Genomic DNA, 14,180 nt, shown 5'->3' with positions numbered 1-14,180 from the left:
TGGCGCTACGCGGGTTTCTCGGGCGCCGGCTTCGCTTCGCTACGCCCGGATTGCCCCTCCCGAACCCGATCTCTCAGTGTTCGGTTGCCGAGACACCGCGTCAAGGCGGGAAAGCGTGCCTTGACCCGGTGGCTCGGCAACCGATTTGGCTGGGGATCGGGTTGCGGGAGGGGGATGGCTCGTGGGGTGGTTGCTTTTCGTTGCCGGCCTGTGGACAGGAAGTAGGCAACAAAAGGAGCCCTCCCAAAGGGGGAGGGCTCCTTCGAAGCAAAGATCAACCCAGCTTCGCCAACCCAGGCTTCAACTTCTCCAGCACCCACGGAATGTCCAGCACCGTGGGAGCACGCAGCGCCGAGATCGTCTCCATGTCGACCACCAGGTAGTTGCCTGCCTTGATGGGGGCCACCAGCTGGTTGCTCTCGAACGCCGTCTGGTGGTCCGGCGAGGTGTAGGCGACGATCACCAGGTCCGCGGCGAGCTTGTCGTACTGCTCCGGGGTCAGCGAACCGGTCGGGCTGCCCGCGTCGGTCTGCGCGGCGTCCGTCACCGTCGGGCTCAGCTTCAGGCCGAGCGACTCCACGAGCTGCACCGCGAAGTCCTTCTGCGACACCAGCGTGAACATCTTGCCCGCGGTGTTGCCGACCGACGCGGTGAACGTCTTGCCCGCCGCGTTCGGGTACTGCGCCTTCAGCTGGTCGATCGCGCCCTGGGTGCTCGTCTCGACCTGCTTCGCCTGTGCGGTCTTGCCGAGCGCCTGCGCGACCACGTCGAGGTGTTCCTGCCAGCTCTGCGAACCCCACTCGGTCGCGTAGCCGATCGTCGGCGCGATCTTGGACAGGTTCGCGTACTCCTCTTCGAGGCCGTAGTCCGCGGTCGCGAGGATCAGGTCCGGCGTGAGCGCCCCGACCTGTTCGGCGTTGACACCGCTCGCCGCGTTGACGATCTGCGTCTTGGCCGGGTCGACCTTGCCCTGCAGCCAGGACGGCACACCGTCCATCCCGGACTTGTTGAAGAACGCGACCGGCGTGACGCCGAGCGCGACGGCCGCGTCGAGGTCGTCGGTCGACGTGCCGATCACGACGACGCGCTGCGGCGCCTTCTCGATCGTCGTGGTGCCGAACTTGTGCGTGATGCTCACCGGGAAGGCCGACGCGTCGGCACTCGCTGAGGACGCCGTCTGCGTCGACGAATCCTGCACATTGCCACACGCCACGAGCCCGAGGCCGAGCACACCCGCGACCGAAGCGGCCACGAGTGAGCGGAGTCCGGGCAGGCGAACCCTGCGAGACATGGCAACACCCTTTCGAAGGAACTGCGACAAATTGCGCCAAGTCAAGCAAGGCTAACCTAAGGAATCAACCCCGCCGTGTGCGACGCAGATCACCCCGGAACCGCTTTCACCCAGCCAGGCGCAGGTCCCAGCCTTCCGGCAGCCCCCGAACCTTGGCCACTTCGTGATCTGCCTCGACATGCACGGTCAGCTCACCGAGCCGCAGGTCCGACAACCGCACCCGGCCCCACTGGCCCGGCAGGTGCGGGCGGACCACCAGCCGCTGCTGAGGCACGTGCGGTTCGAGCCCGAGGAACGACCGCACCAGCAGCAACGGCGCCGCACTCGCCCAAGCCTGCGGCGAACACGACGTCGGGTAGGGGATCGGCGGGCTGAACTCCGACCGCGAGAACCCGCAGAACAGCTCGGGCAGCCGTCCGCCGAACGAGGCCGCCGCGTCGAGCAGCCCGGTCGCCAGCCGCTGCGCCAGGTCCACCGCGCCCGGCAGGTGCGCGTACCGCAACAGCCCGGCCACCGCGATCGCCGTGTCGTGCGGCCACACCGAGCCGTTGTGGTAGCTCATCGGGTTGTACGCGCCCATCGCCGAGGACAGCGTCCGCAGCCCGTAGCCGGTGTCCATCTCCGGCCTGCTGAGCCGCTCGATCAGCACCGCGGCGTGCTCGTCGGTCGCGATGCCCGACCACAGGCAGTGCGCGGTGTTGCTGGTCAGCGCGTCGAGCGGCTGCTTGCGGCCGTCCAGCGCGACGGCGTACCAGCCCTGGTCCGGCAGCCAGAACGCCTCGGCGAACCGCTCCCGCAACCGCTCGGCCCGCTCCCGGCAGCGCGCCGAGGTGGCCGGGTCGTTGAACGCGTCGGCCAGTTCGGCGCGTGCCAACCAGGCCGCGTAGGCGTAGCCCTGCACCTCGCACAACGCGATCGGCGTGGTCGCCAGCCGCCCGGCAGCGTCGTTGATGCCGTCGAAGCTGTCCTTCCAGCCCTGGTTGAGCAGGCCACGGTCGGTCGCCCGCCGGTACTCGACGAACCCGTCGCCGTCCCGGTCGCCGTAGCGTTCCAGCCACTCCAGTGCGGCGTCGGCGGCCGGGAGCAGCGCCCGCACCGCCGTCTCGCCCGCGCCCCAGCGCCAGCACTCGGCCAGCAGCATGACGAACAGCGGCGACGCGTCCACCGTGCCGTAGTAGTGGCTGCCGCCGAGCACCTGGTCGCTGTCCGGCCCGAGCCGCAGCTCGTGCAGGATCCGGCCGGGCTCCTCCTCGGTCAACGGGTCGACACGCTTGCCCTGCAGCTCCGCCAGCGTCTCCAGCGTGCCCAGCGCGAGCCCGACGTCCAGTGGCAGCGCCATCCACGCGGTGAGCAGGCTGTCCCGGCCGAACAACGTCATGAACCAGGGCGCGCCTGCCGCGACGAACGGCCGTCCGTCCTGGCTGCTGTCGTGGATCTGCAACGCGCCGAGATCGCTTTCCGTGCGCTGCAGCACCTGCGTGAGCACCGGGTCGTCAGCCGCGATCATCGTGCTCACGTCGCGCCATGCGCGGATCTTGCGCGCCGGCCCGCTCGCCTCGACCTCCTCGCCGCGGTCGAACTGTGGCCGCACCCGCCGGTTCCCGACGGTCGGCTGCACCACGATCTCGGTCGACCATTCGCCGCGGGCAGGCACGACGACGCGCCAGTTCAGCACGCCGGGCGCGGCCAGCGGGTCCGCGGTGGCGCTCACCGACAGCCCGCGCGAGCCGTCGGACCGGTCGCGCAGCAACAGTTCCGAGCCGGCCACGGTGGCGTCCGCCCCGCCGTGCGCGGGGCGGCCCTCCTTCACCGCGAACAGGTCCGAGAAGTCCGCGTCGACGTGCAGGGTCAGCGTCGCGACGGTGTTCTCCCGCCCCAGGTTCCGCAGCGTGATCGTCTCCCGCAGACCGTCGCCGACCAGCCGCTCCCGCACCAGCAGCAGCGTGCTGTCGGCCTGGCCCGGCTTGGGGTTGCGGCGCAGCACGAACTGCGCCGCGAACGCCTCCGGCGAGATGACCGACAGCGGGTGCGGGGACTGCCCGTCCAGCCGCAGCTCCCACCGCGAGACCAGCCGCGCGTCCCGGAAGAACAGGCCGTGCGAGGTGCCCGGCTGGATGTCGCCGTTCGTGCCGGACAGGCAGAACGTGCTGCCTTCGACGAGCGTGACCGTGCCGCCCGCGCTGGTCACGGGCACCGGCTCGCCCGCGTTGAACGCCTCCGGCGTCATGGCCGCCCTCCGGATGGCTGCAGGGTGGGTCCGTCGTTGTCCATCTGGTCGTAGGCGCGGTCGAGCGCCGAGTCCAGGGCCGCGTAGTCGCGCCGCAGCCTGCTGACCTCGACCGCCCGCCGGTACGCGGCCTCGTAGCCCGCGCCCAGCCCGCCGACGTCGAAGTGCTCGGCGACGTGCGCGCGGCACTTGGCCGGGTCGAGGTGGCGGACGTCGTGCAGCGCCTGCACCAGGTCGGCCGGGTCGTCGCGCACCAGGCCGGTGACGCCGTCGACGACGACCTCCGGCACCGCGCCGGACCGCAGCGCCACCACCGGCGTGCCGCACGCCATCGCCTCGATCATGACCATCCCGAACGGCTCCTCCCACTGGATGGGGAAGAGCAGGCAGCGGGCCTTGGCGAGCAGCTCGCGCTTCGCGGTCGCGTCGGCGACGCCGAACACGTGGTCGTTGTCGGTGAGCCGCGGCCGGACCTCCCGCTCGAAGTACTCCTTCTCGATCGGCTCGGCGCACTTGCCGGCCAGGACCAGCCGCAGCCCGGCGCGGTGCGCGGCCTCCAGCGCGAGGTGCGGCGCCTTGTCCGGGTGGAACCGGCCGAGGAACAACGCGTAGTCGTCCTTTTCGGACTGGAACGGCCAGTCGGCCAGCCGCAGTGCGTTGTGGACGGTGCCGATCCAGTTCAGGCCGGGCGCCAGCTCGCGCTGCCGGTCGCTAATCGCCACCAGGTGCACGTCGTCGCCCAGTTCGGTGTAGTAGCGCGCCATGTCCTCGCCGACCGGACCGTGCACGGTCACCACGGTCGGCACGCCGTAGGCGGGGGCGTTGAGCGGGCCGGCCAGCGAGTGGTCGTGCACGACGTCGACGCCCTCGGCCGCGGCGAGCCGCTGCACGGCCCGGCGCGCGGCGATGGCGTGCATGACCTCCGGGTAGGGCTCGCCGAGCAGCTCCGGCACGGTGCGGTCCCACACCGGGACGAACCGCGCCTTCGTGCCGGGACGGCCCGCGCCGATCAGGGTGACGTGGTGCCCGCGGTCGACGAGGGCGTCCGCGAGGTCGGCCACGACCGCCTCGACCCCGCCGTAGGCCTTCGGAGGAACGTCGAAGTAGGGCGGGACGACCATCGCCACGCGGAGCGGGCGGTCGGGGTCGTCCCGTCGCACGGCGGCGTGCGAAACAGATCGGGCTTTCCACGCGGGGCGGTGCGCGCTGCTCAAGCTGCCTCCTCGGACCGTCTATGCAATTAGCACTCTCCTGCTAAGAGTGCTAATACAGCGGTGATGGCCTCGGCAAGCTCCGGGCGGGGGAGATCTGTGTCACACGGTGATCCGCTGTGCCGTGAGGACACCAGCGAGGCCGAGTGCCGCGGTTCCGGCGAAGACCGCGAGGAATGCCGCCGGTGCCGCGCCTTCCGCCGCGATGAGCGCGCCACCGAGTCCACTCGCGACAGCGGTGGCCAGGGTCTGCGCCAGCTGGAGCGCCGCGCTGACCGAGCCCTGCTGCCCGTCCGGGGCGCGACCGAGGGTCTCGGTGGTGGCGGCGTTGAACGCGACACCCATGCCTGCCCCGCCGATCACCCAGCCGAGCACCGCGAGCAGCCCCGGGCCGACGAGCACGCCGTAGGCCAGTACCGCCACCCCGGCCACCAGGACCGCGAAACCCAGACCCACCGCCATCCGACGGTTGCGGTCCCACTTCGCCTGCGCCGCCGAGCCGGCCACCCAGCTCAGCGCCCCGGCCGACAGGCCCAGCCCGGCTTCGAAGGCGCTCACGTGCCGCAGTTCGGTCAACCCCAGCGGCAGGAACGCCTCGGAGCCGAAGTACACCGCGCACAGCAGGAACCGCACGACCACCCCGGCGGGGACCCCGCGCCGCACGACGAGCGTGCCTGCCGGGGTGACCTGCCGCAGTGCCAGGACGGCGAGGACGAACCCGGCGGCGGCGAGCGGAACCAGCACCGCGACGGTGTGGAGTTCCAGTGCGGCCAACAGGATCGCGGTCCCCGCGGCGAGCGCGACGCTGCTGACGAGCGGCCGCCACCGGGAGGATTCCGGGGTCGTGGGCGCCGGCCGCGCCAGTCCGGGGAGCGTGCACCAGGCCGCGACCCCGGCGAGCGGGACCATGGCCAGGAACACCCACCGCCAGCCCGCCGAACTCGCCACCGCCGCCGCGACGACCGGGCCGACCAGCGACGGGATCGTCCAGGCCGAGGACAGCAGCGCGAACATGCGGGCACGCAGCCGTTCGGGGTAGACCAGCCCGATCAGCGTGTAGGCCATCGCCATCACCGCGCCGACCCCGAGGCCCTGCGCGAACCGGCCGAGCAGGAACACCGGCCACGACGGGGCGAGACCGGCCAGTGCGCTGCCGAGCGCGAACGCGACCAGCCCGGTGGCCAGCGGACGGGCCGGCCCACCGCGGTCGGCGGCGTGACCGGCGAGGACGGTGCCGACGATGTTGGCGAGCATCAGCGCGGCCAGCGCCCAGCCGTAGGAGCCGAGGCCGCCGAGCAGGCGGGAGACGTCCGGGAGGATGGTCGCCACCCCGAGGGATTCGAGCGCGACCAGTCCGACGGTGAGCACGATGCCGACGGTGCGGGCCCGGTAGCGGGGCGAGAGCACACCCTCGGAAGTCGAGGAGAGGGTCATGGCGGCAATTATGTTCCGTATCGGAACGAAATGGAAGTGCTAGGGTGGGGGCTGTGACGAGCACCCGGGCCGGCCGGCCACGCGACGAGCGCATCGACGGAGCCGTCCGCGAAGCGACGGTGGACCTGCTGAACGAGGTGGGCTACGCGGCGCTCACCCTGGAGGCGGTGGCGACCAGGGCGGGCACGAGCAAACCCGCGCTACGCCGCCGCTGGCGGGGGCGTCCGCACCTGGTGGTCGACGCGCTGGTGGCGACGGTCGGCGCGGTGCCGACGCCGGACACCGGGTGCACGCGCTGCGACCTGGTCGCGGGGATCGGGACGCTCAGCGAGGCCTTCACGACCAGGATCGGACGGCGGGTGCTGCCCGCGCTGGTCGCCGACCTCGCCGACGATCCGGAACTGGCGGAGGTGTTCCTGCGCGACTACTTCCACACGCGACGGAGCTCCACGGCGGAAGCCCTGCGCCGCGGCGTCGAGCGCGGCGACCTCGACCCGGACCTCGACTTCGACCTCGTGCTCGACATGCTCGCCTCGACCACCTACTACCGGGTCCTCTTCGGACACCTGCCGGTCACCGACCACCTGGCGGAGCAGGTGGTGGACGTGGTGCTGACCGGAGTCGCCGCGCCGGGGTGGCGCGGCTGCGCTCACCGGCCGGGGTCGCCGGGGCGGACCAGGCCGGATTCGTAGGCGATGTGCACCAGCTGGGCGCGGTCGCGCGCGTCCAGTTTGGACAGCAACCGGCTCACGTAGGTGCGGGTCGTGGCCGGGCTGAGGAACAGCCGCCCGGCGATCTCGTCGTTGGACCGGCCCGCGGCGACCTCGGCGAGCAGTTCCCGTTCCCGCTCGGTCAGGCGCGCCAGCCGCGCCGGGTCGGTGCGGTGCCCGTGCGCCACCGCCGCCATCACGCGCCGGGTGACCGACGGCGCCAGCAGCGCATCACCGGCGGCGACCGTTCGCACCGCCGCCCGCAGGTCGTCCGGCTCGGTGTTCTTCAGCAGGAACCCCGACGCGCCGGCTCGGATCGCGTCCAGGATGTGCTCGTCGGTGTCGAACGTGGTCAGGACAACGACCCGCACGGCGCGCAACCGCGGGTCGGCGACGATGCGCCGCGTGGCCTCGATGCCGTCCACGCCGGGCATGCGGATGTCCATAAGCACGACGTCCGGCCGCGCGGTCAGGGCGAGCGTCACCGCCTCCGCGCCGTCGGCGGCCTCGCCCACGACGGTGATGTCGTCGGCGCGGGCGAGCAACGCGGACAGACCGGCCCGCATCAGGTGCTGGTCGTCGACAAGCGCGACGCGGATCATCGCGGCTCCACCGGCAGGCTCGCGTCGACCTGGAAACCCGCGCCAGGGCGGGACTCCAGCGTCACCGAACCGCCGAGCAGCACGGCGCGGTCCCGCATGCCGTCCAGGCCGCGGCCGCCGCGGGCGGGCAGCTCGGCGCCGGCGCCGTCGTCGCGGACCTGGATCCGCAGCAGGCCCGGTTCGTAGCGCAGCCGCACCTCCGCCTTGCTCGCCCGGGCGTGGCGGAGGCAGTTGGTCAGCGCCTCCTGCACGATCCGGTACGCCGTGGTGTCCACGGCCGCGGGCAACGCGACCGGCTCGCCCTCGGTCGACACGGTCACCTCCAGACCACTTCGGACGGTCGCGGTCACCAGCGCGTCGAGGTGACGCAGGCTGCCCGCCGGGGCGCGGCCGGTGTCGTCGGTCAGCAGCCCGAGCGTGGTCCGCAGGTCGTGGACGGCTTCGTCGGCGGCCAGCCGGAGGGTCGCCAGGGCGGACCGGGCAGCGTCCGGGTCGTCGTCCAGCGCCTCGGCGGCGACGCTGGCCTGCACCGACACCACCGCCAGCGTGTGCCCGACGGCGTCGTGCAGGTCCCGCGCGATGCGCAGGCGTTCCTCCTCGACCCGCCGCCGTGCCTCCCACTCCCGTTCCACCGCGGCCTGCCGCGCGGTGCGGCGTTGCTCGGCACGCAACGCCCCCAGCGCGATCGCGCTCAGCATCAGCCCCACCGTCGAGGCGAGCTCGAACCCGAGCAGGTAATCCGGGCTCTCCCCCTGTCGCAACCGGAAGAACGTGCTGACCAGCACCAACGCCGCCGCCGTCGCCGCCGCGACGCGTGCCCGGCCGGCCTCGGCCGCGGAGAACAGGGCGGCCGCGACGGGCAGCGCCAGCCCCACCGGCGGGTAGCCGGCCGCGTGGTAGGCGAGCAGCCCGGCGGCGGTCGCGGCCAGCGCCAGCACCGGGAACCGGCGGCGCACGAGCATCAGCGCGCCGAGGCACACCGCGAACAGGTACGCCACCGGGTCGGGCGCCCGTGCGCCGCCGAGGTCCATCGCGATGGCGACGGCCACCACGGTGGAGGTCGCGACCCCCAGAGCGGCGTCGGCGAGCACCCGCTTTCGCTCGCTCACGTCCCGAGAATAGCCAGGTCCGGGCCCGCGCACAGTCGCCGGATGTTGACACCGCGATCGACTGCGGACGGACGACGGGCAGCGCGCGCCCGCCTAGTTTCGGCTCGCATGAGAACCCTGGGTGTCGCCATCCTCGGCCTGTTCGCGGGCCTCGCGGTGGGCTTTCTGGTCTTCGGCGAACTCGTCGGACGGCTCGCCGGGCAGGACGGTCAGGTCGACGCGCCCTGGACGTTCGTGATCGGCTTCGGCCCGCAGCTGCTCGCCGCCGCGGGCGCAGTCGTCGCTGTGCTGATCGACCAGCGGAGGCGGAACCGGTGAACCTGTCCCGGCGCGACCTGTTCCGCGTCACCGCGGCCGGCCTGCTCGTGGCGGGCTGCGCCAGCGGCGGCGCGAACACCGAGACCGAGTCCAGCGCGGGCACCCTGTTGCGCAGCGCGGCGAAACTGCCCGAGCCGTTCACCGTGCCGCTGCCGGTGCCGCCCGTGCTGCGGCCGGTCCGACCCGGCCACTACGAGATCACCCAGCGCGCCGCCGAGGTGGAGATCCTGCCCGGGTTGCGCACCACGGTCTGGGGGTACGACGGGATCTTCCCCGGCCCCACGATCGAGTCCCGCCGCGGCGAGACCACCGTCGTCCGGCACCGCAACGAGCTCGGCGTGCCGGTGGTGGTGCACCTGCACGGCGGCCGCACGCCGCCCGAGCACGACGGCTACCCGCTGGACCTGGTCGCGCCCGGCGCGGCGCGGGAGTACGTGTATCCGCTGGACCAGCCGGCCGCCACGCTCTGGTACCACGACCACCGGGCCGACTTCACCGGCCCGCAGGTCTACCGCGGGCTCGCCGGGTTCCACCTGGTGCGTGACGACGAGGAGGACGCGCTGCCCCTGCCGCGCGGCGAGCGCGAGGTGCCGTTGATGATCACCGACCGGTCGTTCGCCGCGGACGGCTCGTTCGCCTACCCGTCGGTCGACCCGTCACTGCTGGGGCAGCCGGGTGTGACCAGTGAGTTCGTCAGCGGCGTGCTCGGCGACTGCATCCTGGTCAACGGCGCGCCGTGGCCGGTGATGGAGGTGGACGCCGCGCGTTACCGGTTCCGGATCCTCAACGCCTCCAACGCCCGCCGCTACCGGCTCGCACTGGACCCGCCGGGGCCGGGGTTCACGCAGATCGGCGGCGACCAGGGGCTGCTGGCCGCGCCGGTCCGGCACGAGCGGCTGCAGATCGCGCAGGCCGAACGGTACGACGTGGTGATCGACTTTTCGGCGTACTCGCCCGGCCAGGAGGTGACGCTGGTGAACCGGCTCGGCGACGGCGGCACGGCGCGGGTGATGCGGTTCGTGGTGACCCGGCGGGCGCCCGACGACAGCGCCGTCCCGGACCGGTTGGCCGACGTGCGGCCGCTGTCCCGCTCGGATGCCGTGGCGGAACGCGAGTTCACGTTCCGCCGCGGCGGGGCCGAGCACCACGGGATGACACTGTGGACGGTCAACGGGATGCCGTTCAGCGCGGACGGCGTCGTGGCCGAGCCCGCCCTGGGCACGGTGGAGCTGTGGCGGTTGCGGGCGCAGAACGTGCCGCACCCGATCCACATCCACCTCGCGCCGTTCCAGGTGCCGGGCACGGCGCACGGCTGGAAGGACACGGTCGACCTGGGCAACGGCGACCAGGCCGAGGTGCTCGTCCGGTTCGAGGGCTATCGCGGGAAGTACGTCCTGCACTGCCACAACCTCGAACACGAGGACATGATGATGATGGCGAATTTCGTGGTCCGGTGAGTCACTCCTCGCCGTCGAACTCGAACGCCTCTTCCAGCATCTCGCCCATGATCATCCCGCCGACGACACCCGCCGCGGCGCCGGCCACCATGCCGCCGACGCCCATGCCGCGGCCGTGACCATGGTGGCCGTGGTGGCCCGGGTGATGGCCGCCGAAGGCCGGGTTGCCGAACGCGGAGTGCCCGCCGCGCTGGGCGGCTTCGCTCAGCCACTGCCCGATGAGCGCGGCCCAGTCGGCGTTCTCCGCATCCTGGTGCGACATCTGGAAGCGGCCGAACGAGTCGCCGCCCGCTTGCATGAAGCGGCCCCGCCGGTCGGCTTCGAGCACGACGGCGAGATCGTGCGGCCCGGCGACGAACGTCAGCTCGACCTCGTTGATCCGCCCGGCGAACTCAGCCGGCGGGAAGAACTCGAGCTCCTGGTAGAAGCCCAGCTCCTGGCGCACGCCGTAGAGGTGGCCCGCTTCCACGTCGGCGTTGCGGAACCGGAACCCGAGCTGCCCGAACGCGTCGAGCACCCGGTCCTGCGACGGCAGCGGGTGCACGTGGACCGGGTCGAGGTCACCCTTGTCCGGCGCGCCCGAGATCACCAGCTCGGTCCGCACACCGACCGCCATGCCGTGCAGGAGCGAGTCGCCGACCGCGGTGATCGGCGTCTCCCACGGCAGGCGCAGCTCGAACGGCACCGTGACCAGCTGACCGGACGGCACCCGCACGCCCTGCTGCACGAGCTGGCGGTGGAACTCACCGGTGGCCGCGGACTCGTGCCCGCCGTGCTCGATCTCGACCCGCGTGACCAGCGACAGGACGACCTGGTCGATGGCCGCGTCGGCGCTGCCGCCCTGGATCCGGACCTGCCCCGTGACCACCCCACCGGGCGCCACGTGGGGCGAGTCGAGCACGGTGTCGACCGACGGCCCACCGACGCCGAAGGCGCTGAGCATCCGCTTGAACATGGACAGTTCCTCCTGGGGATCCGGACAAAACAGGCTCAAGATCGAGACTACCGGCAGCAAAACCCCGCTCACCACCAGGAACCCGGCAACGAAGGCCCTCACCCCCCGAGCCACCCCTCTCCCGCAACCCGATCCCCAGCCGAATCGGTTGCCGAGCCACCGGGTCAAGCCACTCTTTCCCGGCTTGACGCGGTGTCTCGGCAACCGAACACTGAAAGATCGGGTTCGGGAGGGCAGATCCGGGCGTAGCGAAGCGAAGCCGGCGCTTTCGGCCGCGCGCAGCGCAGATACGCGCGTAGCGCCCCCTAAGAGCCCAAGTAGCGCAGAACAGCCAGCACCCGCCGGCTGTACCCGCTCGTATGGCTCAGCCGCAGCTTGTCGAAAATCGCGTTCACGTGCTTCTCCACCGCGGACTGCGACACGTACAGCTCCGCCGCGATGCCGGCGTTCGTGTGCCCCTCGGCCATCTTCGCCAGCACTTCGCGTTCCCGGGCGGTCAGCGTCGCGAGCGGGTCGGCGTGCGTGGTGCGCGCCAGCAGTCGCCGGACGACCTCGGGGTCGAACGCCGCCCCGCCGGACCCGACCCGCTCCAGCGCGTCGAGGAACTCGCCGACCTGCATGACCCGGTCCTTGAGCAGGTACCCGACCCGCCCGCCGTCGTCGGTGATCAGTTCCGTCGCGTACCGCTTCTCGACGTACTGGGACAGCACGAGCACCCCGACGTCCGGCCAGCGCCGCCGGATCTCCAGCGCCGCCCGCAGGCCCTCGTCGGTGTGGTCGGGCGGCATCCGGATGTCCGTCACCACCACGTCCGGCTGCGCCCGGGACACCTCGTCGAGCAGCTCCGTGGCGTTGCCGACCGCGGCGAGCACCTCGTGGCCCTCCTCGGCGAGCAGCCGGATCAGGCCTTCCCGCAGCAACGTCGAGTCCTCGGCCAGGATCACGCGCACGGCAGCTCCGCCCGCACGACCGTCGGCCCGCCGGCCGGACTGTCCACAGTGAACACTCCGTCGGCCGCGCCGACCCGCCTGGCCAGGCCGGACAGCCCGTTGCCCGCGACCTGAGCGCCGCCAACGCCGTCGTCGGTGATCGTCACGCCGACCATCCTGCCCGCCCGCGCCACCGCGATCTCGATGCGGCTCGCCGCCGCGTGCTTGATCGCGTTCGTCACCGCCTCCGACGCCACGAAGTACGCCACCGTCTCGGTCGCCGGATCCAACCGCTCCTCAAGCGCGTACGAGAGCGCGACCGGCAGGCTCGACCGCTCGGCCAGCGCCTCCAGCGCCGTGGCAAGCCCGCCTTCGTCCAGCGCGATCGGGTACACGCGCCACGCCACGTCCCGCAGCTCCTGCAGCGCCAGCTGCGTCTCCTCGTGCGCCTGCCGCAGCAGCGCCTCCGCCCGCTCCGGGTCCTTCGCGCGCCGGGCGCGGCCGAGCAGCATGCCCAACGACACGATCCGCTGCTGCACCCCGTCGTGCAGATCGCGTTCGATCCGCCGCCGCTCGTCGTTCACCGCCTCGACGACCTCGGCGCGGCTGTGGGTGAGCGCGTCGACCCGGCGCTGCAACCGTTCCTGCTTCGTGGGGCCGAAGAAGTGGTGCGCCAGCGTGCGTTCCAGCGCGCCGACGCCGATGAGCCCCTGCACGGCGAGGAACACCAGCAGCGCGCCCATCAGCAGCAGCACGGGCACGTCGAACCAGTCCTGGTCGTCGCCGAGCGGCTGCCCGCCCGCCAGCTGCCACACCGTGATCACCGCCGTCGCCAGGCCCAGCCCGATCAACGCGAAGACACCCGCGCCCAGACCGCCCGCGACGCTGCGCGACGCCAGGTACCGCAGCGCGCGCGAGTCGCGGTAGTCGTCCGAGGTGGGGTAGTCGAGGAACCGCCGGAGCCGCGCCCGTTCCCGCTCGGCGAACCAGCGGGTGGCCCGGAACACGGCGGGGCGCGCGGCGGGCACGGCGAGGACGAGCGTCGCCACGACGACGAAGGCCGCCTCGGCGAACGCGCTCAGCGCGCCGAGCGCCAGCCCCGCCGTCACCCGCAACGCGCGGCGCAGGTCCACTGTGGGCACAACCCGAGGTTAGCGGGGTTCCGGGCGGCCGGTACTGAGGTTTTCCGCAGGATGACCGGGTGCCGCGCCCCATGTTCGGCCGCCGCCCGCGAACCTAGCTTCGAAGTATGGATCTCCAACTCGCACAGGCCGAACCGCTCGGGGGACTCGCCGGCTGGGCCGTCTCGCTCATGGATTCGCTCGGCGGACCGGGCGCCGCCATCATCGTCGGCCTGGACAACCTGTTCCCGCCGATCCCGAGCGAGCTGGTGCTGCCGCTCGCCGGGTTCTCCGCCGGCCAGGGCACGTTCAGCCTGCTCGAAGCGCTGGCCTGGACCACGTTCGGCTCGGTCGCGGGCGCCGTCATCGTCTACTGGCTGGGCGCGCTGCTCGGCCGCGAGCGGACCCGCGCGCTGCTGCTGCGCATCCCGCTGGTCAAGGCCTCCGACTTCGACCGCACCGAGGCGTGGTTCGCCAAGCACGGCACGAAGGCGGTGTTCTTCGGCCGGATGGTGCCGATCTTCCGCAGCCTGATCTCGCTGCCCGCCGGGATCGAGCGGATGGCGTTCGGCAGGTTCCTCGTGCTCACCACGCTGGGCAGCCTGATCTGGAACACGATCTTCGTCGTCGCCGGCTACCTGCTCGGCGCGAACTGGCACGTGGTGGACCGCTACGCCGGCTTCTTCCAGTACGCGGTGATCGGCGCCGTCGCGATCGCGCTCGCCGTGTTCGTCATCACCAGGCTGCGGGAGCGCGTCCGGACGTGAACACGGAGCCGCCCTCCCTGGGGGCAGGGGAGGGCGGCTCCGCTCGGGG

Annotated in this window: 13 protein-coding genes; 4 read left to right on the top strand and 9 right to left on the bottom strand. The window is 72.4% G+C overall.

The genetic code is table 11. The features are described from left to right. Positions 1–274: 274 nt before the first annotated feature. The 4 genes from AMYTH_RS0125615 to AMYTH_RS0125600 form a co-directional block, all read right to left on the bottom strand. Positions 275–1,291: an ABC transporter substrate-binding protein gene (locus AMYTH_RS0125615; protein ID WP_228684952.1), complete on the bottom strand. Its 1,017-nt coding sequence runs from the start codon at positions 1,289–1,291 to the stop codon at positions 275–277. A 106-nt stretch (positions 1,292–1,397) separates the two neighbouring features. Further along, complete coding sequence (locus AMYTH_RS0125610; protein ID WP_027932661.1) at positions 1,398–3,518, bottom strand: amylo-alpha-1,6-glucosidase; 2,121 nt, start codon at positions 3,516–3,518, stop codon at positions 1,398–1,400. After that, positions 3,515–4,678: a glycosyltransferase family 4 protein gene (locus AMYTH_RS0125605; RefSeq protein ID WP_027932660.1), complete on the bottom strand. Its 1,164-nt coding sequence runs from the start codon at positions 4,676–4,678 to the stop codon at positions 3,515–3,517. Before AMYTH_RS0125605 ends, AMYTH_RS0125610 begins: the two co-directional genes overlap by 4 nt. A 153-nt stretch (positions 4,679–4,831) precedes the next feature. After that, complete coding sequence (locus AMYTH_RS0125600; protein WP_027932659.1) at positions 4,832–6,163, bottom strand: MFS transporter; 1,332 nt, start codon at positions 6,161–6,163, stop codon at positions 4,832–4,834. A 53-nt stretch (positions 6,164–6,216) separates the two neighbouring features. Here AMYTH_RS0125600 and AMYTH_RS0125595 point away from each other — a divergent pair, with 53 nt between their 5' ends. Next, positions 6,217–6,855: a TetR/AcrR family transcriptional regulator gene (locus AMYTH_RS0125595; RefSeq protein WP_027932658.1), complete on the top strand. Its 639-nt coding sequence runs from the start codon at positions 6,217–6,219 to the stop codon at positions 6,853–6,855. Here the strand turns inward: AMYTH_RS0125595 and AMYTH_RS0125590 are convergent. Together AMYTH_RS0125590 and AMYTH_RS0125585 are read right to left on the bottom strand one after the other, a co-directional pair. Then, positions 6,813–7,475: a response regulator gene (locus AMYTH_RS0125590; RefSeq protein WP_027932657.1), complete on the bottom strand. Its 663-nt coding sequence runs from the start codon at positions 7,473–7,475 to the stop codon at positions 6,813–6,815. The two genes, AMYTH_RS0125595 and AMYTH_RS0125590, sit on opposite strands and share 43 nt — an antisense overlap. Continuing rightward, positions 7,472–8,584, bottom strand: a complete 1,113-nt coding sequence (locus AMYTH_RS0125585) for a sensor histidine kinase (RefSeq protein ID WP_037322680.1) — start codon at positions 8,582–8,584, stop codon at positions 7,472–7,474. The genes AMYTH_RS0125590 and AMYTH_RS0125585 overlap by 4 nt, the downstream gene beginning before the upstream one ends. Positions 8,585–8,692: 108 nt before the next feature. Between AMYTH_RS0125585 and AMYTH_RS0125580 the strand changes: the two genes are divergently transcribed. Further along, positions 8,693–8,902: a DUF5957 family protein gene (locus AMYTH_RS0125580; RefSeq protein WP_027932655.1), complete on the top strand. Its 210-nt coding sequence runs from the start codon at positions 8,693–8,695 to the stop codon at positions 8,900–8,902. Continuing rightward, positions 8,899–10,359 carry a multicopper oxidase family protein gene (locus tag AMYTH_RS0125575; RefSeq protein WP_027932654.1) on the top strand — a complete coding sequence of 487 codons (1,461 nt, stop codon included), beginning with the start codon at positions 8,899–8,901 and terminating at the stop codon, positions 10,357–10,359. Before AMYTH_RS0125580 ends, AMYTH_RS0125575 begins: the two co-directional genes overlap by 4 nt. 1 nt (position 10,360) lies before the next feature. On the opposite strand, the gene AMYTH_RS0125570 is transcribed toward AMYTH_RS0125575, so the two are convergent. The 3 genes from AMYTH_RS0125570 to AMYTH_RS0125560 all read right to left on the bottom strand — a co-directional run bounded on the left by AMYTH_RS0125570 (position 10,361) and on the right by AMYTH_RS0125560 (position 13,376). Further along, complete coding sequence (locus AMYTH_RS0125570) at positions 10,361–11,314, bottom strand: sporulation protein (protein WP_027932653.1); 954 nt, start codon at positions 11,312–11,314, stop codon at positions 10,361–10,363. 305 nt (positions 11,315–11,619) lie between these two features. Further along, a complete protein-coding gene (locus AMYTH_RS0125565; protein WP_027932652.1) occupies positions 11,620–12,264 on the bottom strand; it encodes a response regulator transcription factor in 645 nt (214 codons plus the stop codon). Further along, positions 12,255–13,376, bottom strand: a complete 1,122-nt coding sequence (locus tag AMYTH_RS0125560) for a sensor histidine kinase (RefSeq protein WP_027932651.1) — start codon at positions 13,374–13,376, stop codon at positions 12,255–12,257. Before AMYTH_RS0125560 ends, AMYTH_RS0125565 begins: the two co-directional genes overlap by 10 nt. A 116-nt stretch (positions 13,377–13,492) precedes the next feature. Here AMYTH_RS0125560 and AMYTH_RS0125555 point away from each other — a divergent pair, with 116 nt between their 5' ends. Next, positions 13,493–14,131 carry a DedA family protein gene (locus AMYTH_RS0125555; protein WP_027932650.1) on the top strand — a complete coding sequence of 213 codons (639 nt, stop codon included), beginning with the start codon at positions 13,493–13,495 and terminating at the stop codon, positions 14,129–14,131. The last annotated feature ends 49 nt before the right edge of the window (positions 14,132–14,180 follow it).

Origin of the sequence: Amycolatopsis thermoflava N1165, from assembly GCF_000473265.1 — a bacterium.
GTDB classification, from domain to species: domain Bacteria; phylum Actinomycetota; class Actinomycetes; order Mycobacteriales; family Pseudonocardiaceae; genus Amycolatopsis_E; species Amycolatopsis_E thermoflava.
This window is presented reverse-complemented; position numbering and strand designations above follow the sequence as displayed.